The 21,891-nt window shown below is 62.0% G+C and carries 17 protein-coding genes and 1 tRNA gene; 7 read left to right on the top strand and 11 right to left on the bottom strand.

Features of this window, described 5'->3' with window-relative positions:
* Positions 1-6: 6 nt before the first annotated feature.
* The 4 genes from pstA to phoR all read right to left on the bottom strand — a co-directional run bounded on the left by pstA (position 7) and on the right by phoR (position 5,399).
* Positions 7-1,329, bottom strand: a complete 1,323-nt coding sequence (gene pstA, locus QA637_RS00680) for a phosphate ABC transporter permease PstA (RefSeq protein WP_283062940.1) — start codon at positions 1,327-1,329, stop codon at positions 7-9.
* Positions 1,326-2,810 carry a phosphate ABC transporter permease subunit PstC gene (gene pstC / locus QA637_RS00675; protein WP_283062938.1) on the bottom strand — a complete coding sequence of 495 codons (1,485 nt, stop codon included), beginning with the start codon at positions 2,808-2,810 and terminating at the stop codon, positions 1,326-1,328. The genes pstA and pstC overlap by 4 nt, the downstream gene beginning before the upstream one ends.
* A 101-nt stretch (positions 2,811-2,911) precedes the next feature.
* Positions 2,912-3,946, bottom strand: coding sequence for a substrate-binding domain-containing protein (locus tag QA637_RS00670; protein WP_283062937.1), 1,035 nt, complete (start codon positions 3,944-3,946; stop codon positions 2,912-2,914).
* A gap of 193 nt (positions 3,947-4,139) precedes the next feature.
* Positions 4,140-5,399: a phosphate regulon sensor histidine kinase PhoR gene (phoR, locus tag QA637_RS00665; protein WP_283062935.1), complete on the bottom strand. Its 1,260-nt coding sequence runs from the start codon at positions 5,397-5,399 to the stop codon at positions 4,140-4,142.
* A gap of 140 nt (positions 5,400-5,539) precedes the next feature.
* On the opposite strand from phoR, the gene ppk2 reads away from it, so the two are divergent.
* A complete protein-coding gene (ppk2, locus tag QA637_RS00660; protein ID WP_283062933.1) occupies positions 5,540-6,442 on the top strand; it encodes a polyphosphate kinase 2 in 903 nt (300 codons plus the stop codon).
* Between the two features lie 80 nt (positions 6,443-6,522).
* Here ppk2 and QA637_RS00655 read toward each other — a convergent pair whose 3' ends face one another.
* Positions 6,523-7,677: a biotin transporter BioY gene (locus tag QA637_RS00655; protein WP_283062931.1), complete on the bottom strand. Its 1,155-nt coding sequence runs from the start codon at positions 7,675-7,677 to the stop codon at positions 6,523-6,525.
* A 394-nt stretch (positions 7,678-8,071) separates the two neighbouring features.
* Here QA637_RS00655 and QA637_RS00650 point away from each other — a divergent pair, with 394 nt between their 5' ends.
* Both QA637_RS00650 and QA637_RS00645 read left to right on the top strand, forming a co-directional pair.
* Positions 8,072-9,082, top strand: coding sequence for an NAD(P)H-dependent flavin oxidoreductase (locus QA637_RS00650; protein WP_283062929.1), 1,011 nt, complete (start codon positions 8,072-8,074; stop codon positions 9,080-9,082).
* 76 nt (positions 9,083-9,158) lie between these two features.
* Positions 9,159-9,234: transfer RNA gene (locus tag QA637_RS00645), tRNA-Thr, on the top strand.
* Between the two features lie 114 nt (positions 9,235-9,348).
* Here the strand turns inward: QA637_RS00645 and QA637_RS00640 are convergent.
* Positions 9,349-10,152, bottom strand: a complete 804-nt coding sequence (locus tag QA637_RS00640; RefSeq protein ID WP_283062927.1) for an aldo/keto reductase — start codon at positions 10,150-10,152, stop codon at positions 9,349-9,351.
* A 273-nt stretch (positions 10,153-10,425) separates the two neighbouring features.
* Between QA637_RS00640 and QA637_RS00635 the strand changes: the two genes are divergently transcribed.
* Together QA637_RS00635 and QA637_RS00630 are read left to right on the top strand one after the other, a co-directional pair.
* The gene (locus tag QA637_RS00635; protein ID WP_283062926.1) at positions 10,426-11,085 is read left to right on the top strand and encodes a dienelactone hydrolase family protein; all 660 of its coding nucleotides are present in this window, start codon (positions 10,426-10,428) and stop codon (positions 11,083-11,085) included.
* 4 nt (positions 11,086-11,089) lie between these two features.
* Complete coding sequence (locus QA637_RS00630) at positions 11,090-11,752, top strand: phosphoribosyltransferase (protein WP_283062925.1); 663 nt, start codon at positions 11,090-11,092, stop codon at positions 11,750-11,752.
* Positions 11,753-11,972: 220 nt separating this feature from the next.
* On the opposite strand, the gene QA637_RS00625 is transcribed toward QA637_RS00630, so the two are convergent.
* Both QA637_RS00625 and QA637_RS00620 read right to left on the bottom strand, forming a co-directional pair.
* Entirely contained in the window at positions 11,973-13,151 is a 1,179-nt protein-coding gene (locus tag QA637_RS00625; RefSeq protein WP_283062923.1) for an AI-2E family transporter, read from the bottom strand.
* A gap of 177 nt (positions 13,152-13,328) precedes the next feature.
* Positions 13,329-14,531, bottom strand: a complete 1,203-nt coding sequence (locus QA637_RS00620) for an MFS transporter (RefSeq protein ID WP_283062922.1) — start codon at positions 14,529-14,531, stop codon at positions 13,329-13,331.
* A gap of 346 nt (positions 14,532-14,877) precedes the next feature.
* Between QA637_RS00620 and QA637_RS00615 the strand changes: the two genes are divergently transcribed.
* Complete coding sequence (locus tag QA637_RS00615; RefSeq protein ID WP_283062921.1) at positions 14,878-16,578, top strand: long-chain fatty acid--CoA ligase; 1,701 nt, start codon at positions 14,878-14,880, stop codon at positions 16,576-16,578.
* A gap of 301 nt (positions 16,579-16,879) precedes the next feature.
* On the top strand, positions 16,880-18,505 hold the full coding sequence (pgi, locus tag QA637_RS00610) for a glucose-6-phosphate isomerase (RefSeq protein WP_283062920.1): 1,626 nt from the start codon (positions 16,880-16,882) through the stop codon (positions 18,503-18,505).
* 374 nt (positions 18,506-18,879) lie between these two features.
* Here pgi and QA637_RS00605 read toward each other — a convergent pair whose 3' ends face one another.
* The 3 genes from QA637_RS00605 to pyrC all read right to left on the bottom strand — a co-directional run bounded on the left by QA637_RS00605 (position 18,880) and on the right by pyrC (position 21,700).
* Positions 18,880-19,806 (bottom strand): carbohydrate kinase family protein, encoded by a 927-nt coding sequence (locus QA637_RS00605; RefSeq protein ID WP_283065007.1) that lies wholly within the window; start codon positions 19,804-19,806, stop codon positions 18,880-18,882.
* Between the two features lie 80 nt (positions 19,807-19,886).
* On the bottom strand, positions 19,887-20,585 hold the full coding sequence (locus QA637_RS00600) for an orotate phosphoribosyltransferase (protein WP_283062919.1): 699 nt from the start codon (positions 20,583-20,585) through the stop codon (positions 19,887-19,889).
* Positions 20,586-20,662: 77 nt separating this feature from the next.
* Entirely contained in the window at positions 20,663-21,700 is a 1,038-nt protein-coding gene (pyrC, locus tag QA637_RS00595; RefSeq protein WP_283062918.1) for a dihydroorotase, read from the bottom strand.
* Between the last annotated feature and the right edge of the window lie 191 nt (positions 21,701-21,891).

Here is a 21,891-nt window from a genome sequence, read left to right as displayed (position 1 = left end):
ACCCCACTACCAGCGACGCTCAAAGCGACGCCGCAAGAGAATTGCGCCCAGGTTCATGATCACAAGGAAGATCAGGAGAATGATGATCGCTCCCGAGGTCCGCTCCACAAAAGCGCGTTCCGGCTCATTTGCCCACATGTAGATCTGCACCGGCAGTGCCGTGGAGGGCTCCAGCGGCGAACCGGGATAGTCGACGACGAAGGCCACCATGCCGATCAGGAGCAGCGGCGCCGTTTCGCCAAGCGCATGCGCAAGGCCGATGATCGTACCAGTTAGAATGCCCGGCATGGCGAGCGGCAGCACATGGTGGAAGATCGTCTGCATCCTCGATGCGCCGAGACCCAGTGCCGCGGAACGGATCGACGGCGGCACCGCCTTCAACGCCGCACGGGTGGCGATGATGATTGTCGGCAGCGTCATCAGCGTCAGCACGAAGCCGCCGACGAGGGCCGCCGAACGCGGCATGCCGGCGAAGTTGACGAATACGGCAAGACCGAGAAGGCCGTAAACGATCGACGGCACGGCGGCGAGATTGTTGATGTTGACTTCGATCAGATCCGTAAGGCGGTTCTTCGGCGCGAACTCCTCGAGATAGATCGAGGCGGCAACACCGATCGGCAGCGCCAGGACCAGCACGATCAGCATCATGTAGAGCGAGCCGACAAGCGCGACGCCGACACCCGCCGCTTCCGGACGGCTCGACGCGCCAAAGGTGAAGATACCGGTGTTGAAGCTCTTCTTGAGCACGCCGGCATCGGCAAGCTGGTTCATCCAGGCGACCTGCTGATCCTTGACCTTGCGCCTGCCCTCATCCACCGACAGGTCGATCTGCCCCTTGAAAGCGGAGTCGATATTCGCCTCTGCAAGGAGCGTGACCGGCACGGTCTTGCCGATCAGCGACGGATCAGCAACGACCATGTTGCGCAGCTGCATGCGCGCGCTGGGCGAGATCATGTCCGTCGCCTGCTTGAGCAGCGGCCGCTTCGTCGGGTCGAGGCCGAGCTGCTTCACGAGAGCATTGCGTACGAGCAGAGGATAGTTTGCGGTCATCAGCGCCTTGGGATCGGTGGCGCGCTCGTTCTTCGGATCGATCACGTTCTCGGAGAATTCGATCGGCAGCGTGATCGTCGTCTGCAGGAAGGCGGTGTAACCGTTGGAGACGACTGTCGAGATGAGGATCGCCAGAAACAGGAGGCCAAGGGTGATCGCGGTGATGCCGTAGGCGCGGAAGCGCCGCTCCGCCGCATAACGGCGCTTGATACCGATATCGCGGCGTGTTTCGGCGGGACGGGTGGAGACCCTTACCGTGGAGGTGGCAAGCTCGGTCATTCGTACTGTTCCCGGTATTTGCGCACGATGTAGAGCGCGTAGATGTTGAGGCAGAGCGTGATGACGAACAGCGTGATGCCGAGCGCGAAGGCGACCAGCGTCTGCGGCGACGTGAACTCCAGGTCGCCCGTCAACTGATTGACGATCTTGACCGTCACCGTCGTCATCGGCTCGAAGGGGCTGAATTGCATGCGCGCTGCCACGCCGGCGGCAAGCACGACGATCATCGTTTCACCGACCGCTCGCGAGGCCGTCAGCAACAGTGCGCCGACGATGCCGGGCAGTGCGGCCGGCAGGATGACCTTCTTCACCGTCTCCGAACGCGTGGCACCAAGGCCAAGAGAGCCATCGCGCAGCGCCCGCGGCACCTGGGTGATGATGTCGTCGGACAAGGAGGAGACGAACGGGATGAGCATGATGCCCATGACGATGCCGGCCGTGATGACGCTCTGTGCCTGAATGAAGTTCTGGTAGCTGCCGGTGATGAGACCGCTCAATTGCGCCGAGATATCGCGCAGGAATGGACCGACCGTCACGAGTGCGAAGAAGCCGTAGACGATCGTCGGGATGCCGGCGAGCACCTCGAGGAGCGGTTTGGCGGTCGAACGCAGCCGCGGGCTGGCGTATTCGGCCATGTAGATCGCCGCGAAAAGGCCGATCGGCACGGCGAAAAGCATGGCGACGAAAGCAATGTAGAGCGTGCCGGCGAGCAGCGGCAGCAGACCGAACTGGCCCGAGGCACCGGAATTGCCGGCCGCGGCGAAACGCGGATCCCAGACGGTGCCGAAGAAAAACTCGACGGGCGATACCATGCTGAAGAACCGGCCGGCCTCCGACAGCATCGAACCGACGATGCCGATCGTCGTCAGGATGGCGATGGACGAGGCAACGACGAGCCCGCCCAGCATGACCCGCTCCACCTGGTTGCGGGCACGGAAACGCGTCGAGACATTGCGGATCGCGTAGAGAGCGCCGGCAACGGCAATCAGAACCACGACCGCGCTCATCAGCCAACGGCTGTAGTAACGCATTTCGTTGAACTGCTGCGCCGCCTCGATCATATACGGCTCGCCTTCGCCGGCAAGCGGCACGCCCTTGGCCGCGAGCGCCTCACGAAGGTTGGCACTACCATTTTCAACCGCTGTAAGTTCAGCAGGGCTCAAGCGGCTGAGACCCACGGCAACGGACTTGACCTGGCCGAGCGCGAGCTGGGTATTCGCCTCACCCTGGCTCTGCACAGAATCGGGAAGAGCCGAGCGGACGCTTGCATCGACGTAGATCGGCGAGGCGACCAGCCATGCGGCCAGCACGAGTACAGCGGGCAACATGGCCCATATGGCGACGTAGCTGCCGTGGTAGCCAGGCAGGGAATGCAGGTTCGAGAGCTTGCCGCCCGACCGCGCGAGCGAGCGCGCACGACCGGCAAAATAAGCAATGAAACCAATCAAAACAATCAACAAAAGTAGGAGCGAAGTACTCATCGGCACGTCTCCCTGGTAAAGGCCATGCCAAGCCACCGGCAATATCGAATGAACACACACCCCGGCGCAACAACGAGTCGCGCCGGGGTGCGTCTTTATAATCAGAGCATGTTGCCAGCTTCGAAGGACTTGCGAATTTCTTCGCGCTCGGCGTCCGGAGCGGAAACGAGGCCGTACTCAGCGAGCGGGCTGTCGGGGCCGATCATCTGGTCGTCGATGAAGAATTCGACATATTCCTTGAGACCCGGGACCACACCCATGTGCGCCTTCTTCACGTAGAAGAACAGCGGGCGGGAAACCGGGTACTCACCCGAAGCGATCGTTTCGGTCGAGGGAACGACGCCGTTGACGGTCGCAACCTTCAGCTTGTCGGCGTTGTTTTCATAGAACGAAAGGCCGAATACGCCGATACCGGTCTTGTTGGACGCGATACGGGCAAGCGTTTCGGTGTAGTCGCCGTCGATGTCGACAGCCATGCCGTCCTTGCGAACAGCGACGCACTTGGCGAGCTGTTCCTTGGCATCGCTGACGGCAGCCTTGATGACGTCCTGGGCGCCCGATTCCTTGCAGCCTTCGTTGAGGATCTTCTCTTCGAAGACTTCGCGCGTGCCGTGCTTCTGGCCCGGGATATAGGCGGCGATTTCGGCGTCCGGAAGCGAAGCGTCGATTTCCGACCACTTCTTGTAGGGGTTGGCGACGAGCTTGCCGTCGACGACGACTTCAGCGGCCAGAGCCTTGTAGAGGTGTTCCGGCTTCAGGGCGAGATCGGCGTTGCCAGCGTCGGTCGCGAACACGATGCCGTCATAACCGATCTTGACTTCCTGGATTTCGGTCACGCCGGCTGCCTTGCAGGCCTCGATTTCGCTGTCCTTGATCTTGCGCGAGGAGTTGGCGATGTCGATCGTGTCTTCGCCGACGCCCTTGCAGAATTCCTTCAGACCGGCGCCGGAGCCGCCGGATTCGACGACCGGGGTCTTGAAGTCCGGAAAGGCTTCGCCGAAGCTTTCAGCGACGATCTTTGCGTAGGGAAGAACGGTCGAGGAGCCGGCGACCTGGATCTGGTCGCGAGCCGCTGCGGCGCCCGCGAATGCGGCCGAGGCGACCAGGGCCGCTACAGTGAGTTTAAGAGCTTTCATAATGTTCTCCCGGAATGGGCTTGTGTTGGTGCGCTTCGGTTGCAGCGCTCTCTTCGCCGTATGATCGGCTGCCCCTTGTTAGCCGCCGATGGCCACATCTTTTATGTCAGTTCGATGAAACATTTATGACAGCCTATGTCGTTGAAGAAGCTGCTTTATTCCGAATTCCGCGATGCGGCGACGACGTTTTGTGTCAGAAGCGGACCGTGAAGATCGTGCCCTTGCCGACCTCCGAATGGACAAGAAGACGGGCGCGGTGACGCGTGAGAATATGCTTGACGATCGCAAGCCCAAGACCGGTGCCTTTCTTGGAACGGCTCGCCTCGACATTAACCCGATAGAAACGTTCGGTAATTCTGGGTACATGCTCGGCCGGGATGCCCGGGCCGTGGTCGGTGACGGTCACTTCGGCCTGCTCGCCCTCGCCGGCTACGAGACGCACCTCGACCTTCTTGCCCTCCTGGCCGTATTTGCAGCCATTCTCGATCAAGTTCTCGAAAACCTCGATCAACTCGTCGCGATCTCCGCGGACGAAGACCGGTGCATCCGGAACGTCGAGCGAAATCGCCACGTCGAGCTCGGTTGCGAGCGGCAGCAGGCTGTCGCGCACGTGCCCGAGCAGCGGCGCCAGATCGATCCTGTCTTCCGGGGCAAGATGCGACTTCAGTTCGAGCCTGGAGAGCGACAAAAGATCGTCGACGAGCCGGCTCATGCGGGTGACCTGCTCGTGCATGATGACGAAAAACTTCTCCTGCGCCTTCGGATCGTTGCGCGCCGGCCCCTGCAGCGTTTCGATGAAACCGCGGAGAGAGGCGAGCGGCGTGCGCAACTCGTGGCTGGCATTGGCGACGAAATCCGAGCGCATCCGGTCGATCCGGCGGGCCTGTGAAATGTCGCGATAGGTCAGCAGGAAGATACGCCGGCTCGAAGCGTCGGTTCCAATCTCGGCGGGCGCGACCCTCACAACATAGACGGCATCCGACGGCAGTCTCTCGGTGTGTTCGATCTGGTTGATCTTGCCGGTGGCGATTGTCTCGCGCACCATATCGAGGATGCCCGGGGAACGGACGCGCGCGGAAAGGTCGCTGTTCGGGGGGATCATGCCGAAAGCCTTCTCGGCAGCGCTGTTCTGAAACACCACGGTCTCATCCGCGGCGACCACGAGCACCGGCATATCGAGCGCGTTCAGCGCCGGAACCAGCGGGTCGCTTCCCTTCTCGGCGGCAACGACCCTTACTGGTGCCGGCGGCACCGACGGCACGCTGCGATTGAGCAGTGCGGCGGCAAGCACGATCCAGAACGGCAGCACGGCGAGGATATGAATACCGGCGAGCGTGGCGAGAACGGCGATGAGGACCGAAAGGCCGAGAACCCACCGTTCCGCCTTCAGCTTCGGCAGCAGCGTTCGCCAGAACACCTTTGCGTCGTCCAACACAACATCCTCATGACTCAATTGCCGTTCCCCCTGCTCACGATGCCGCGAAAGCAGAGAGATAGCGCTGCTTCATGACATGATTTTCACGACATGCTTGAATCCGCAATGCAATTATGGCCTCTTCCGAGGAAATCGAGCATCAGCGGGAGGCAAAGCAAATGGCAGCAGAAACAGCGGCAGCCGAGGCCAAACCGGGCAGCCGGGCGGTCGAATTGCGAATCGGCGGCAAGACCCGCGTCTTTGATATCGACAACCCGGAATTGCCGAAGTGGATCGATGACGAGGCCTTCTCGTCCGATGACTACCCTTACAAGAAGAAGCTCGAAGAGGACGAGTACGAAGAAACGCTGACCAAACTGCAGATCGAACTCGTCAAGGTCCAGTTCTGGATGCAGGCGACCGGCAAGCGGGTGATGGCGCTTTTCGAGGGACGCGACGCGGCCGGCAAGGGTGGCGCCATCCACGCGACGATGGCCTATATGAACCCGCGTTCCGCCCGCATCGTCGCGCTCACCAAACCGACAGAGACCGAGCGCGGTCAATGGTATTTCCAGCGCTACGTCGCGACCTTTCCGACGGCGGGCGAATTCGTGCTCTTCGATCGCTCCTGGTACAACCGCGCCGGTGTGGAACCGGTCATGGGCTTCTGCACACCCGAGCAGTACGAGCATTTCCTCAAGCAGGCTCCCCGCTTCGAGAAAATGATTGCCCATGACGGCATCCATCTCTTCAAATTCTGGATCAATATCGGCCGCGAGATGCAGTTGAAGCGATTCCATGATCGCCGGCATGATCCCCTGAAGATCTGGAAGTTATCGCCGATGGACATCGCGGCACTGAACAAGTGGGACGACTATACCGAAAAACGCGATCGGATGCTGAAGGAAACGCACACCGACCATGCCCCTTGGACGGTCATCCGCGGCAACGACAAGCGCCGTGCCCGGATCAATCTGATCCGCCACATACTCAAGAACCTGGACTATGACGGCAAGGACAAGGCGGCGATCGGCGAGGTCGACGACAAGATCGTCGGCTCCGGACCGGGCTTCCTGAAATGATCCGCGGCTTCGAACGTGCGCTCAAGTGAACGCATCAACAGCGTCGCACGCACATTCGCGACACGGGGCGCCTGACCGCGCTACTGCCCCGGCAGCACGCGAATCGCGAAAATGTCCAGGCTGTTGCCCGCCCCGCTGACGTCGCTGTTGAGCACGAGCCTGCCGGGACCGCTTGGCGCCTTGTTCTGATCAAACGAGATCTTGAAAAGCATATCCAGCCGCTCGTCATGCGCGGTGAACCGGTGGCGGCCACAGGCACCGAGCGAGGAGAAGTCGCATTCGACGGAAAATTCAGCCGTCTTGCCGGGCATGGCCTGGACGGTGAGCGCCAGTGTCGATGATTTGCCCGAGAGCTGTGCCAGGATATCGGCGGGAATTTCGAAGACGAGGTCCCCATCCCTGCCGGCGACTGCCGATGTCACCCGCACGCGCTCGCCCCCGTCGTCGTTCAATGGCTCGACGCTGGAGCGCGCACCCGGCTTGATCGCCGCGGCCTCCGCCGGCTTGAATACCTCGATCCACTCGCCCGAGAAGCCTTCCTGTGCGGCGAGGTTCTGAAGTCCTGCCGCGCCGTCGAAGTCTTCCGATTCCACCGTGGCAGGCGGATTGGCGACGCCGGTATCGGCCGGCGATTTCAGCAGCTCGTTCGTCTGGATCCACCACACGGTGGCGCCTGCCGCCGCCGCAAGCGTCGCCACAACCATGGCAAGGGAAAGCAGGCGCCCGCGCCGGCGCTTGCGCGGCCGCTTGTCCGCGGCGCCGACGTCGGGCGCGGCCGACGCGGCCTTGCCGCCCGCAGTTGCAGTTTGGGGCGTGGCGACTGTCCGCGCCGAGGCCAACGAATCCTCGCGATCGGCGCGCAGGGCACCAAGGTCGCTCTCGCCCTGCCCCGCGCGCCCTTGTCCTCCAGCAGGCGGCTCGCGACGGGCGGAAACGGAAAGATCCGCAGCCGCCGGATTGGGCGCCGCCCGCTCGCCTGTTCCGGCGAGGCTGACGGCCGGTGCTGCAGCGGGACGCGCCCGCAGGGCCGCGCGTTCCTCTGTCTCGATCGCGTGAATGACCGCTTCGAGCCGGTGGCGCTGTTTCGCGATCACCTCGGCGTCTTCGATTTGCTGTTTCTTCAGTCCGTTTTCCAGCGCCTGACGGGCCGACTGATAGATGCGTGCACGGATTTCCGCGTTGGTTCTGTCCGAGCGTTCCAGTGCATTTCTGATCGCAGTTTCGAGTCCGCTCACATCAAGTCCTTCTGTGCAACGAAGCCTTCTGGATGTTTCCATGGATCGTACTGATCCTAGGAAACATCCGCCAATTCAAGGCACTACAGCGACCCTTTGCGCGCCTGACAAGACGCACTGGCGCTGTAGCGGCGCCGCGGCCGAACGGGTATTTCCATCCTCTGAGGAGAGAACGGTGCCCTTCCCGATCCACGCCGTTGGTTTTATTAACGATTGGGTAACCGTTGCTTTCGGAATTCGCAAGTCCGGGCGCAAAACCACCGGGACTTCCACGGGGAAAAAGAGGGCGGGTGCCAATCGATGCGTGGAAAGCCTCCTTTGCAAGCCCTTTGGTTGCTGTTATCTATTTTGACGTTTACGCAAACGTCAAAATACTGTGGGATGGAGAAACCTGATGTCCTTGCCGCCAATTCTTTCCGGAACAATGAGGCTGCCGGTGGTCGGCGCGCCGCTCTTCATCGTTTCGCATCCCCGGCTCACAATCGCGCAATGCAAGGCCGGCGTCATCGGCTCCTTTCCCGCCCTTAATGCGCGCCCGCAATCGCAGCTCGATGAGTGGCTTGCGGAAATCACCGAAACGCTTGCCGACCACGATGCCAGGCACCCCGACCGGCCGGCGGCGCCATTCGCGGTCAATCAGATTGTCCACAAGTCGAACGCGAGGCTCGAGCAGGACCTGATGCTCTGCATCAAATACAAGGTGCCTATCGTCATATCGTCGCTTGGCGCGGTCCCGGAAGTGAATGCCGCCATCCATTCCTACGGCGGCATCGTGCTCCACGACGTCATCAACAATCGGCACGCCAACTCGGCGATCCGCAAGGGGGCGGACGGCCTGATCGCGGTTGCCGCGGGGGCCGGCGGCCACGCCGGGACGCTTTCGCCTTTCGCGCTTGTGCAGGAGATCCGCGCGTGGTTCGACGGGCCACTTCTGCTTTCCGGCGCAATCGCCACCGGTGGCGCCATCCTCGCGGCAGAGGCGATGGGCGCGGACATGGCCTATATCGGCTCCCCCTTCATCGCCACCGAAGAGGCGCGCGCCAGCGAAGCCTATAAACAGATGATCGTCGACAGCAGCGCCGCCGACATCGTCTATTCCAACTATTTCACCGGCATTCACGGCAACTACCTCAAACCCTCGATCAGCGCCGCCGGCATGGACCCGGACAGCCTGCCGGAGGCAGACCCGTCCAAGATGGATTTCGGCAGCGCCGCCGAAGGGGCGAAGGCCTGGAAGGACATTTGGGGCTGCGGCCAGGGCATCGGCGCCATCCGCGAGATCGCCACGGTCGCGCAACTCGTCGACCGGCTGGAACGCGAATACGACGCGGCCCGAACACGGCTCGGGTTCGGCGCCTATCGCCATGTTCATCCGCCCAAGGAATTTTCAAGTTCTCGAAACTGATGGCTTGAAATCTTGCCGCTTTGCGTTTATCAGCGCCTCACACTTCGTTCCGCGGCTCTCCGCGGGATCATCGAGGGCCGCTTTAGCTCAGTCGGTAGAGCACATCATTCGTAATGATGGGGTCACGTGTTCGAGTCACGTAAGCGGCACCATTAATTTCAAGCAAATTGTGTGGTCTTGCACGGGTCGCGAGGCGGCAGTGTTGCTATATTCTCGACGCAAAAATTGCTCGGGTTTTTGGCCCGGCTGCGCATGCGGCTTTATGCTCAGACGTATGGAAGCGTCCCGAGCGACGAGAAGCGTTCGTTCAGGCCATTGAGCGCCTCAAGGTCGTCCTCGCTGATATCGAAATCAAACACATCGATATTCTCTTCCAAATGTTGCCGCTGGTTGGCCTTGGGAACGGGGACCGTGCCGCGCTCAAGGTTCCATCGGATCAGCACCTGCGCCGGCGATTTGCCGTATTTCGCGGCAATCTCTGCAAGCGTCGCATCACCGAGCCGTTTCGTGCGCGTCAGCGGACTGTAGGCCTGGATGACGATCTGCCTTTCCCTCGCATAGCGCAGCAGATCATCGCTGTGCCCGAACGGGCTCCACTCGACCTGATTGACGGTCGGGACTTCGCCGGTTGCATCTATCAACCTGTCGATGAGCTCGATCGAGTAATTGCTGACGCCGATGTCCTTCGTAAGGCCGTCCTCCTTCGCCCGGATCAGACTTCGCCAAAGATCCTCTCCCGCACCGGTTCGCGGTGGACGGTGTATGAGCATGAGATCGGCATAGTCGAGCTGCAGTTCGTCGAGATTTTTCCGCGTCGCGTGATACGCGTCCCCGACTTCCTCCACTTTCGTCACGAGGTAAAGGTCCGCGCGCTCGACGCCGCTCCTGCTGATCCCGTCTGCGATGCCCGGCTGCGTCCCGTAGTCTCCGGAAGTGTCGATCATTCGATAGCCGAGCTTCAGGGCAGTTGCGATGGTATCCGCCGTGTCGGTCGTCAACTGCCATGTCCCGACGCCCATGACAGGCATCCTGTTGCCGGTGTGCAGCTTTAGCTCGGTCCTCGGGTCCATGATTGCACCTTTGCCTTGGTGGGGGCGTTTCGATCCAGGGCGCCGCGGCGCTCTGCTCCCACCACCAAACCTCCGCTCGGGAAAAGGGTTCCAGCCGATCGTCTTGTGAAGCGGGGAACAATCGGCGCCTGCGGGGATTGGAGCACATGAGGTCGGCGGAACGCTCCAGCCAGTCACCACGCCGAACCTTGTTTCCGGTGGGAAATCTGACCGGGGCGAAGCCGAAAGCTCCAGCGACGACAACGCCTGCGCCACGACTGAGAGGGCAACCAGATGGCCTTTTCGACACCTGAAGATGTACAGTCCGTAAGAATCGACCCAGCGGGCATCGAGGCCTTTCTCGGGGTTCCTTCCGGCGCGAGCGGCCTCGTGATCTTTGCCCATGGCAGTGGAAGCGGGCGCTTCAGCCCTCGCAACAATCGTGTTGCGGCCGCACTGCGGGAAGCAGGATTGGCGACACTTCTCGTCGATCTCCTGAGACCCGAAGAGGAACAGGACCGCCGGAACGTCTTCGACATCGATCTCCTCGCCGATCGGCTGGTGGCGGCCAAACGTTGGGTCACCGAAGTTCCCGAAATATTGCACATGGCGGTCGGCTACTTCGGCGCAAGCACAGGCGCCGGCGCGGCGCTACAGGCGGCTTACGCTGAACCGGATGTAGGCGCGGTGGTATCGCGCGGCGGCCGCCCTGACCTTGCGATACAGATGCTACCGGGCGTTCGCGCTCCAACCCTTCTTCTCGTCGGAAGTCTCGACGGACCGGTGATCGAGATGAACCAACGCGCCTTCGAGGCGCTGACCTGCGAGAAGAGGCTCATCATTATCGACGGTGCGGGCCACCTGTTCGAGGAGCCCGGCACAATGGATCAGGTAATCCGGCATGCGACAGATTGGTTCTTGATCCATCTCGGCAACACTCAAAGAGGGATATGAGACCATGACATCTCCACAGCAGAAATTTGCAGATCGACGGGACGCCGGACGGCAGCTCGCAGGCGTTCTGGAAAAATATGCCCAGTCGGACCCCCTGATCTTGGCCTTGCCGCGCGGCGGCGTGCCCGTGGCATCCGAAATAGCCAAGGCCTTGCACGCACCGCTCGAGCTGGTTCTGGTGCGCAAAATCCGCGCGCCGGGGCATCCTGAATATGGCATCGGCGCTGTGGTGGACGGCAGTGACCCGCAGTTCGTATACAACGAAGAGGCAATGCGCACCGTCAATCCGAACGCTGCTTACGTCGAGGCCGAAACTCGGCACCAGCTCGCCGAAATCGAGCGGCGACGCGAAGTCTATCAGGGAGCCCGATCTCCGACGCCAACCGAAGGGCGCACCGTGATCGTCGTGGACGACGGCGTCGCGACCGGCGGTACTGTCAAGGTTGCCATGAAGGCGCTGCGCAAAGCGGGAACGGGCAAGATCATTCTTGCCATTCCGGTCGCAGAGAGCGACGCCCTCGAGCAACTGAAAGCGGAAGCTGACGACGTCATATGTCTGCAAACCCCGGACACGTTCCGGACGGTCGGCCGCCACTATATCGACTTCGACCAGACATCGGACGAAGAGGTCAGCAGGCTTCTCGACGAGGCTCGCGACGCGGCTTGAGCTGCCTGCGTCTTCAATCTGCCGTTCGCCGTGCCAGCAGCGAATACGCTTCCTCGCGCGACGACGCCGAACAGTCGCCGCGACGATTCCCGGTGACCGCCTGGCTAGCGCATCGGCCCGAAAATCGGACCCGATTTTCGGAAAGCACGATGCGCGGAATCAAAGGGTTACAGCGTCCTTTGTGCGTCCTAAGGGACGCACGGCGCTGTAGGCCAGCACATCACTTCAAGGATATATCCGCCCGCGAGATGTGGTTGACGGTCGGCTGCTCGGGCTGCGTGGTTACCTCGTGCAGCCATTCCCGCCAGATGGCGACAAGCAAAGCCATAAGCACAGGGCCAACGAACAGGCCTAGAAAGCCCATCGTCTTCACGCCGCCAATCAGCCCGAAGAAGGTCGGCAGGAATGGCAGCTTGATCGGTCCGCCGACGAGTTTCGGCCTCAGCGTCTTGTCGACGATGAAAAGCTCGGTCGTGCCCCAGGCGAAGAGGGCGACGCCCTGCACGGGCGAACCGCTTGCCACGAGATAGATCGACACGAGCGTGAAACAAAGCGGCGCGCCGCCGGGTATCAGCGCCATGATGCCGGTGATGATGCCGAGGGTTACCGGCGACGGGACGCCGGCCAGCCAGTAGGCCACCCCGAGAACGATGCCTTCGCCGATCGCGATGATGCCCATGCCAGTCACCGTCGAGCTGATGGTCAGCGGCACGACGCGGGACAGCCGCTCCCAGCGCATCGGGAAGATCCGCTCGCCGAGGTGGTCGAGCTGCCTCGAGAAGGACTGGCCGTCGCGATAGACGAAGAACAGCGTGATCAGCATGAAGAGCAGCGTCAGGAACGACTGGAAGGCGGATGCGCCGACCACGAGTACGCCGCGATAGATATTGCCGATATTGGAGCCGCTGACGAGCTGCACCAGTTCGCCGAGCGCCCCCGGATGGCCGATATATTTCACCCATTGCTCACCGAGCCAGGGACCGGCAATCGGGATCGTCGTCAGCCAGGCGGGCACCGGCGCGCCATTGGCATTGGTCTCGACCGCCCAGACCAACCAGTCGCGCACTTCGTCGACCGCATAGGCCGCCGCAAGCGAGATCGGCACGACGATGAAAGCGATCACGGAGATGATGGCGATCGTAGCTGCCAGGGTGCGGTTGCCGTTCACCGCGTCAAGCAGCCGTCTGTAAATCGGCCAGCTCGCAAAGCCGATGACGACGGCAGCGAGCACCGGCACCACAAAGCCGTGGAAGAAATAGACGCCCGCAAGCAGAACGAGGACGAGCAGCCAGCGAGCGGCCGAGATCGGCAGGACGAGGGCAGAACGTGAATGGGCCGGCTGCCCGAAGAGCCTCGGCTCCGCGGGAAGGTTTTCTCGTTCACGATTGCCCAATTGCACCTGTCATCCTCCGTCTTTTAGAAACCTTACAACAAAGCCGAGGCCTTGCCAGCCCATCCGCTGTGTTGACACTCAGTTTCCGATCGCCACGAACGTTAGCGGCGGGACATGACAGGGAAATTTAGGCACACTCAAGATGTCGCGCGAAATTTCGGGTCGACAGATCTCTTCAAAGGCTCATTTTGCCCGCCGCTCGCGGCGGTCGACGAGGATCGAGGCGAAGAAGATGGCAAAGCCGGCAAGGCCGAGAACCGCACCGACGAGCCCGGTCGAGGTCCAGCCGTAACCGGCGGCGATCGACACGCCGCCGAGCCAGGCGCCGAGCGCATTGGCGAGATTGAACGCGGAGTGACTGAGGGCGGCCGCGAGCGCCTGCGCCTTGCCCGCCACGTCCATCAACCGTGTCTGCACGCCAGGCACGACCGCAAAGCCGCCACCGATGAAGAGCACGTTGACGATCGCTATCCACGGGTTCGACGTGGTGAAATAGAACAGCACGTAGGCGAAGATGTTGAAGGCGATCGCAATGCCGATCGCCGGCAGCAACGACCAGTCGGCGAGGCGTGAGCCGACGATGTTGCCGAGAATCATGCCGGCGCCGAAGACGGACAGCATGACCGGCACATTAACGAGCGAAACGCCCGCCACCTCCGTCAGCGCCGGTGTGATGTAGCTGAAAACCGCGAACATGCCGCCGCAGCCGATGGCGCAAATGCCGAGCAGCAGCCAGACCTGCAACTTCCCGAGTGCGCCGAGTTCGCGCAGCGGCGTCGCCTGCGGATCGCCCTCGTCCCGCGGCACGTGGAACCAGGTCAGGACCATCGTCAGCAGGCTGATGGCGCCGACGACGGTGAAGGCGGTCCTCCAACCGAGCGCTTGGCCGAACCAGGCAGCAAGCGGCGTACCGAAGAGCGTGGCAATCGTCAGCCCCATCATCACCCGGCCGATAGCCCGTGCCCGCTGGTTGGGTGCCGCAAGGCCGGCAGCGACGACCGCCGCGACGCCGAAATAGGCGCCGTGCGGCAGCCCGGCGAGGAACCGCGCCGCGACAAGTGTGTAAAAATCCGGAGCTGCCGCGCTGGCAAAATTGCCGAGCGCGAACAGCGCCATCAGGACGAGAAGAACTTGAAAACGCGCAAAGCGGGCGGCGAGAACGGCAATCAACGGGGCGCCGACGACGACACCCAAGGCATAGGCGCTGATCACCGCGCCGGCTTTCGGCACCGAAACGGCTACGTCTTCGGCGACCTGGGGCAGCAGCCCCATGATTGCAAATTCACCTGTGCCAATGCCGAACCCGCCGACGGCGAGCGCAATCTCGGCGGCAGACACGCGGCTGCGACGTGTCAGAAGGGCGGAGGGAAGGACGTCTTCGGACATGGAACAGCCTTGCTGCGGCCTTCAGCCGCTGCTCAAGAGTCGATATGTGGAAATGCCGCGAACGGCGTGACACCAATGATGCCGGGGAGAGTTATGCTGCGGCGCACTATAGATTGTTTGCCAACGATCGCAAGGAGTTATGCTGGAGCACGCATCAAAATCTCGTGCATTCTCCCGGTGTATTACACGACGCCCTCTTGTTGACGTTTACGTCAAAGTCATATAATCGGATTCACGGCTTGAAGAGGCGCTGCAAAAGCTTCATCTTCGACGGAGAGGAAGATCGGGAGGGATTTTTCTTCGCCGTGAGCACGGCCGGTCAGTGGCGACCACAGGGAGAGAGGTCATGGCGGAAGCAAGCACGCAGCAGGCGGGTTCCAATACGGGAAAAATCTGGCTGAAATCCTATCCGCCCGGCGTGCCGGCCGAAATCGGCCCCCTGCCCTATCGCTCCATCGGCGAGTTCTTCGACCACGCTGTCGCGCAATATTCCTGGCGTCCGGCGTTTACCTGCATGGGCAAGTCGCTGAGTTTCGCCGCCCTCAATACCCATTCGGCCGCGATCGGCGCATGGCTGCAATCGCTCGGCCTCAAAAAGGGTGATCGCGTCGCCGTGATGCTGCCGAACATCCTGCAGAACCCGGTGATCGTCTACGGCATCCTGCGTGCGGGGCTGACGGTGGTCAACGTCAATCCGCTCTACACGCCGCGCGAGCTCGAGCATCAGCTTGTCGATGCGGGCGCCAAGGCGATCTTCGTGCTGGAGAATTTCGCCCACACGGTCGAGCAGGTCCTCGCCCGCACGGTGGTCAAGCATGTGGTGGTTGCAAGCATGGGCGACATGCTCGGCGTCAAGGGTGCGGTCGTCAATCTCGTCGTGCGGCGCGTCAAGAAGCTCGTGCCGGCCTGGTCGCTCCCGGGGCATCTCTCCTTCCGGACCGCGCTTGCCAGGGGTGCGAAACTGACCCTCACGAAGCCCCACACGGCGCCGTCGGACGTTGCCTTCCTGCAATATACCGGCGGCACGACGGGCGTCTCCAAGGGCGCCACCCTCACCCATTCCAACCTGCTTTCCAACATGGCTCAGATGGAGCTGTGGCTGGAGACCGCCTTCCGGCGCAAGCCACGTCCGGAAAACCTGACCTTCATGTGCGCGCTGCCGCTCTATCATATCTTCGCGCTGACCGTGAATTCGCTGATGGGCCTTTCGACGGGCGGCAACAACATCCTCATCCCCAATCCCCGCGACATTCCCGCCTTCGTCAAGGAACTCGGCAAGTACCGGCCAAACATCTTCCCCGGCCTCAACACGCTGTTCAACGCTCTGATGAACAACGCCGAATTCAAGAAGGTCGACTTTTCTTCGCTCGTGCTGACGTTCGGCGGCGGCATGGCCGTGCAGCGGCCTGTGGCCGAGCGTTGGCTGGCGATGACAGGCTGCCCGATCCATGAAGGCTACGGCCTTTCGGAGACCTCGCCGGTCGCGACCGCCAACCGGCTCGATACGGGCGATTTCACCGGCACGATCGGCATGCCGCTTCCCTCCACCGAGGTCGAGATCCGCGACGAGCAGGGCAATTCGCTGCCGGTCGGCGAAATCGGTGAAATCTGCATCCGCGGCCCGCAGGTCATGGCCGGCTATTGGCAGCGTCCGGACGAGACGGATAAGGCGATCTCGCCGGACGGCTTTTTCCGCACCGGCGACATCGGTTTCATGAACTCCGAGGGGCTGACGAAAATCGTCGACCGCAAGAAGGACATGATTCTCGTTTCCGGCTTCAACGTCTTCCCGAACGAGATCGAGGAAGTCGCGGTAACCCACCCCGGCATCCTCGAATGCGCGGCCATCGGCGTCGCCGATCCGCATTCCGGAGAGGCCGTGAAGCTTTTCGTCGTGCGCAAGGATCCGGACCTCACCGAAGAGGACGTCAAGCGCCACTGCGCCGCCAACCTCACCAACTACAAGCGGCCGAGGCACGTGGAATTCCGCAACGAGTTGCCGAAGTCGAATGTCGGCAAGATCCTGCGCAAGGATTTGCGCGGCTAGGCCCCCCCTTCGCTCCAAAGTCCGCGAAGCCCCTCATCCGGCCTGCCGGCCACCTTCTCCCCGCAGGCGGGGCGAAGGGGATCTGCCGCAGCCGCCTCGCTCTATAATTCCCTGAAAAGTACGCCGCGCGTCCCCGCCTGCGGGGAGAGGGCTAGGGTGAGGGGCAGACTCCCGGCCGGCGTAAACGTGTGGGCCGAAGCTCGGGCGCCGCCTTTTTTCGCTGCAGCGCACACATGCCCTTGATTTACCGCAAACAAACCGACTAGCTATCGCAGCCAATTTCCGATGCAAGGAGCCTGCGATGAAAGCGCTTGTCGAAAACCTCAAAGCCACTGCACGCGAAACCAATGCAACCGACATTCGCGCCGCCTTCGCGGCCGACCGGAACCGCTTTTCCCGCTTCAGCACGGCGCTCGACGACCTCCTCTTCGACTATTCGAAATGCGCGGTGAATGACCGGATTCTCGATGGTCTTGAAGCCCTGGCCAAGGCTGCGAAGGTGGAAGAAAAGCGGGACGCCATGTTCCGTGGCGACATCATCAACATCACCGAAGGCCGCGCCGTGCTGCACACGGCGCTCAGGAACCGGAGCAACCGGCCCGTGCTTGTCGACGGCAAGGACGTGATGCCCGATGTCAACGCTGTGCTCGATGCGATGGGGGCCTTTGCCGATGACATTCGTTCGGGCGCCTTGAAGGGCGCCACCGGCAAGAAGATCACCGATGTCATCAACATTGGCATTGGCGGTTCAGACCTCGGCCCTGTGATGGCAACGCTGGCGCTCGCTCCCTTCCACGACGGCCCGCGGCTGCATTTCGTTTCCAATATCGACGGTGCGCATATCGCCGACACGCTGAAACTTATCGACCCGGAAACCGCGCTCTTCATCGTCGCCTCGAAGACCTTCACCACGACCGAGACAATGACCAATGCGGCCACCGCCCGCGCCTTCATCGCCGGCAAGCTCGGCGAGGCGGCAGTCGGCCACCACTTCGCGGCGGTCTCCACCGCGCTCGACAAGGTCGCGGCCTTCGGCATCGATCAGGCGCGCGTCTTCGGCTTCTGGGACTGGGTCGGCGGACGCTATTCGATCTGGTCGGCGATCGGCCTGCCCCTGATGATCGCGATCGGCAAGGAAAATTTCGGGCGCTTCCTCGACGGCGGCCATGCCATCGACGAACATTTCCGCAACGCCCCGCTGCGCCAGAACGTTCCGATGCTGCTTGGCCTGATCGGCTTCTATCACCGCAACGTGCTCGGCTATCCGTCGCGGGCGATCCTGCCCTACGACCAGCGCCTTGCGCGCTTCCCGGCCTATCTGCAGCAGCTCGACATGGAATCGAACGGCAAGGGCGTCACCATGGACAGCACACCGGTCGAATTCTCGACCGGTCCCGTCGTCTGGGGCGAACCGGGCACCAACGGCCAGCACGCCTTCTACCAATTGATCCACCAGGGCACCGACATCATCCCGGCCGAGTTCATGATCGCCGCCAATGGCCACGAAAAGCAACTGCGTCACCAGCACCAACTGCTGATGGCGAACTGCCTGGCGCAATCGGAGGCCTTGATGAAGGGTCGCACGCTTGCCGAAGCCAAGGCACAACTCACCTCGAAGGGCATGGATGACGCCAAGGCCGACAACATCGCGCCGCATCGCGTCTTCACCGGCAACCGGCCGTCTATCACCATCGTCTACGATGAGCTCGATCCCTTCGCGCTTGGGCGTCTGATCGCGCTTTACGAACATCGCGTCTTCGTCGAAGGTGCGCTCTTCAACATCAATTCCTTTGACCAATGGGGCGTCGAGCTTGGCAAGGAATTGGCCACGGGGCTGCTTCCGGTCGTTGAAGGCAAGGAAAGCGCCGAGGGGCATGATTCTTCGACGGCCGGCCTTGTTGCGGCGTTGTTGAAGGCGGCGCGCTGAGCGAAAGCAGCGAGCGACGCCCCCCTCTGCCCTGCCGGGCATCTCCCCCACAGGGGGGAGATTACTGCATGATTCCTTAAATCGGAATCGATTTAAGGACAAAGTCATGCAGCAATTCAATATGCTACAGCGACCTTTGCGCGTCCGATTGGACGCGCGGCGCTGTAGCTGGGGGCACGCTCCTGGCCGGAGATACCTCTGCACTGGATACCGCGGGTTTGGCGGAGCGAGACTTTGCCGCTTGCCGATCTCCCCCTTGTGGGGAGATGCCCGGCAGGGCAGAGGGGGTGGCGACGATTCCGGTCCAGATTTCTCCGTACTGCGATCAAATGCCGATCATATCGGCCGATGGCCTGATGTCGCAGGTATCAACCTCAAAGCCCGAGCTCATGCCGCCATGGCGGATTTGCGCCGGCACGCGAGACTGTGACCGCGGCTGCCTTTGCGCCGAGCGCCAGCGCCTGACGGACCGCCTCTTCGCTCAGATTTGCCACCGCACCCCTGGTCAGCAGGCTGTTGAGCTTCAATGAAGCCAGCACGCCGGCATCGAACGTATCGCCGGCGCCGACCGTATCGACAACCGCGACGCGTTCGCCAGCGACTTCGACCTTGTGGTTTCTTGTATAGCCCACCGCGCCATCGGCGCCCTTTGTGATCAGCACCAGCTTGGGGCCGCGTTTCAGCCATTCGGCGGCAAGCTCGTCATGGCTCCCTTCCATGCCGAACCAGGCGAGATCCTCGTCCGAGAACTTGATGATGTCGGACATCGCGGCCATGCGGTTCATGCGGCCGAGATGCGCCTCGCGGTCCTTGATGAAACCGGGGCGGATGTTCGGATCGAATGAGATCACGCGTTTCTCGTGCTCGCGCACCATCAAGGTTTCATAAGTCGAGCCACATGGCTCGGGAATGAGGCTGATCGCCCCGAAATGCAGCGCTTCGCAGGAATCGCCGAGCGCCGGCAGATGCTCGCTGGTGATCATTCGCCCCGCGGTGTTCTCGTCGAAGAAGGCATAGCTCGCATGACCGTTGACGAGTTTCACGAAGGCAAGCGTCGTGTGCAGCGGCAGGGTCGCGCAAGGGCCAAAATCGACATTCGCGGCTTTCAGCGTAGCGCGCAGGATATCGCCGAACATGTCATCGGAAAGGCCGGTAAAGAAGCCGGTCGGGATGCCGAGCCGCCCTAGCGCGATCGCGGTATTGAAGATCGCGCCGCCGGCATAGGGGGCAAAGGCGCTCTCCCCGGCTGCCGTGTCGCGCGGCAGCATATCGATCAAGGCTTCCCCGCAGCAGACGATCATCGGCATTCCTCCCTCAACGGTTATTTCTCCGATTATTCAATCGATTTAAATCAGATTTCCTGCCAAAGCCAGCGGAAAGCTCACTGGGCTGCGAGTGCGCTGACGCCGCCGTTGCGGCCGGACCAGGCGAGCGGAGCGTTGAGGAAGGCTTCGACCTCGTTCAGCGTCTTCTCGTCGAACAGCGCCTGCTCGCGGGCAACCGCCAGCACGTTGCGCCACGTGGCGATGAAGTGCAGGTCGACGCCCTTCGCTTTCATGTTGCCGCGCGCTTCCGGGAAGATGTCGTAATAGAAGAGCGCGATGCCGTGGTCGACAATGCCGCCGGCCGCACGGATCGCATCGATGAACTTGAACATCGAGCCGCCGGCGGTCGTCAGATCCTCGATCACCAGGACGCGCGCTCCTTCCTGCATATGGCCCTCGATCTGGGCATTGCGTCCGTGGCCCTTCGGGACCTTGCGCACATAGATCATCGGCAGGCCGAGCCGCTCGGCAAGCATGGCCGCGAAGGGAATGCCAGCCGTCTCGCCGCCGGCGACAACGTCGAACTGTTCGAAGCCGGCCTCGCGAAGGATGGTCGCGGCGGCGAAATCCATCACCGCCGAGCGGATGCGCGGATAGGAAATCAGCTTGCGGCAGTCGATATAGACGGGGCTCGCCATGCCGGAGGAGAGCTTGTAGGGCTCGTCGGCGCGGAAATGCACCGCCTTGATCTCCCAGAGCATTTTCGCGACCAGTTCGGCCATCACCGCCTTGTCGGTGAACGCGTTGGAAAACATGAATCACTCCTTCTAGCGTGACCCGAAAGCGAGAACCGGTTCTCGGCGTCAGTCGCGCGACAAACAAAACTCGTTAATCAGACAACCGCCCAGTGGAGCGGGAACATCGGATCGAAAACCGTGACCGGGCCTGCTTCCGTCTCGACCTTGGCGGGATAGCGGACAGGCTCTTCGCTCTTGCGTAATGTGATCGTCTCTTCGTTGACTGGCAGGCCATACCATGCGGGACCGTTCAACGATGCAAACGCCTCGAGGCGGTCGAGCGCGCCCTCCTCCTCGAAGACATGGGCAAGGCAGCTCATGGTATTGATCGAGGTGTAGATGCCGGCGCAGCCGCAGGCGCATTCCTTGAGCGGATCGACATGGGGCGCGGAATCGGTGCCGAGGAAGAAGCGAACGTCACCGGACGTTGCAGCCGCGCGCAGCGCCAGGCGGTGCGTTTCGCGCTTGGCGACCGGCAGGCAGTAGTAGTGCGGCTTGATACCGCCGACGAGAATGGCGTTGCGGTTGATGATCAGATGGTGGGTCGTGATCGAGCCGGCGAGATTGGCCTTCGACGACCTGATATAGTCGATGCCGTCCTTGGTTGTTACGTGTTCCATCGTGATCCGAAGCTCCGGCAGCCGCCGGCGGAGCGGGTCGAGCACAGTTTCGATGAACACCGCTTCGCGGTCGAAGATGTCGACGTGTGCGGTCGTCACCTCGCCGTGAACGCAGAGCGGCACGCCGATCTCCGCCATTCGCTCCAGAACCGGCATCGCCTTCTCGATGTCGCGAACGCCGCTGTTGGAGTTGGTCGTCGCCCCGGCCGGATAGAGCTTGACCGCCTTGACGAGGCCACGCCTGTAGCCCGCCTCGACATCGTCCGGGTCGGTGCCCTCGGTCAGGTAGAGCGTCATCAGCGGCTCGAACCGATCTTCCGCGGGAACGGCGGCTTGGATGCGCTCGCGATAGGCGGCCGCATCTGCGGTGGTCACGACCGGCGGCACCAGATTGGGCATGATGATGGCGCGGGCGAATTGGCGGCTCGTGTCCGCGATCACGCCGCGCAGCATACCGCCGTCGCGCAGGTGAAGGTGCCAATCATCCGGGCGGCGGATAACGAGTTCTTGCATGGTCAGCGTTCTCCCGATGCTCGCGTCCGATCGGCGCGAGCGGCATTGCGGCCGGCCGGTGCGCTCGATGGGCGGGACTTCATTTGGTGAAACCGCGCCTCGATATCATCATTGCGCCGCAAAACACAATGGCGATTCGAAAATCTGAGAGCGGGATGCGGGCGGAAAACCGCGCACACTTTTCCTCATCC

The organism is Sinorhizobium terangae (assembly GCF_029714365.1).
Classification (GTDB): Bacteria; Pseudomonadota; Alphaproteobacteria; order Rhizobiales; family Rhizobiaceae; genus Sinorhizobium; species Sinorhizobium terangae.
This window is presented reverse-complemented; position numbering and strand designations above follow the sequence as displayed.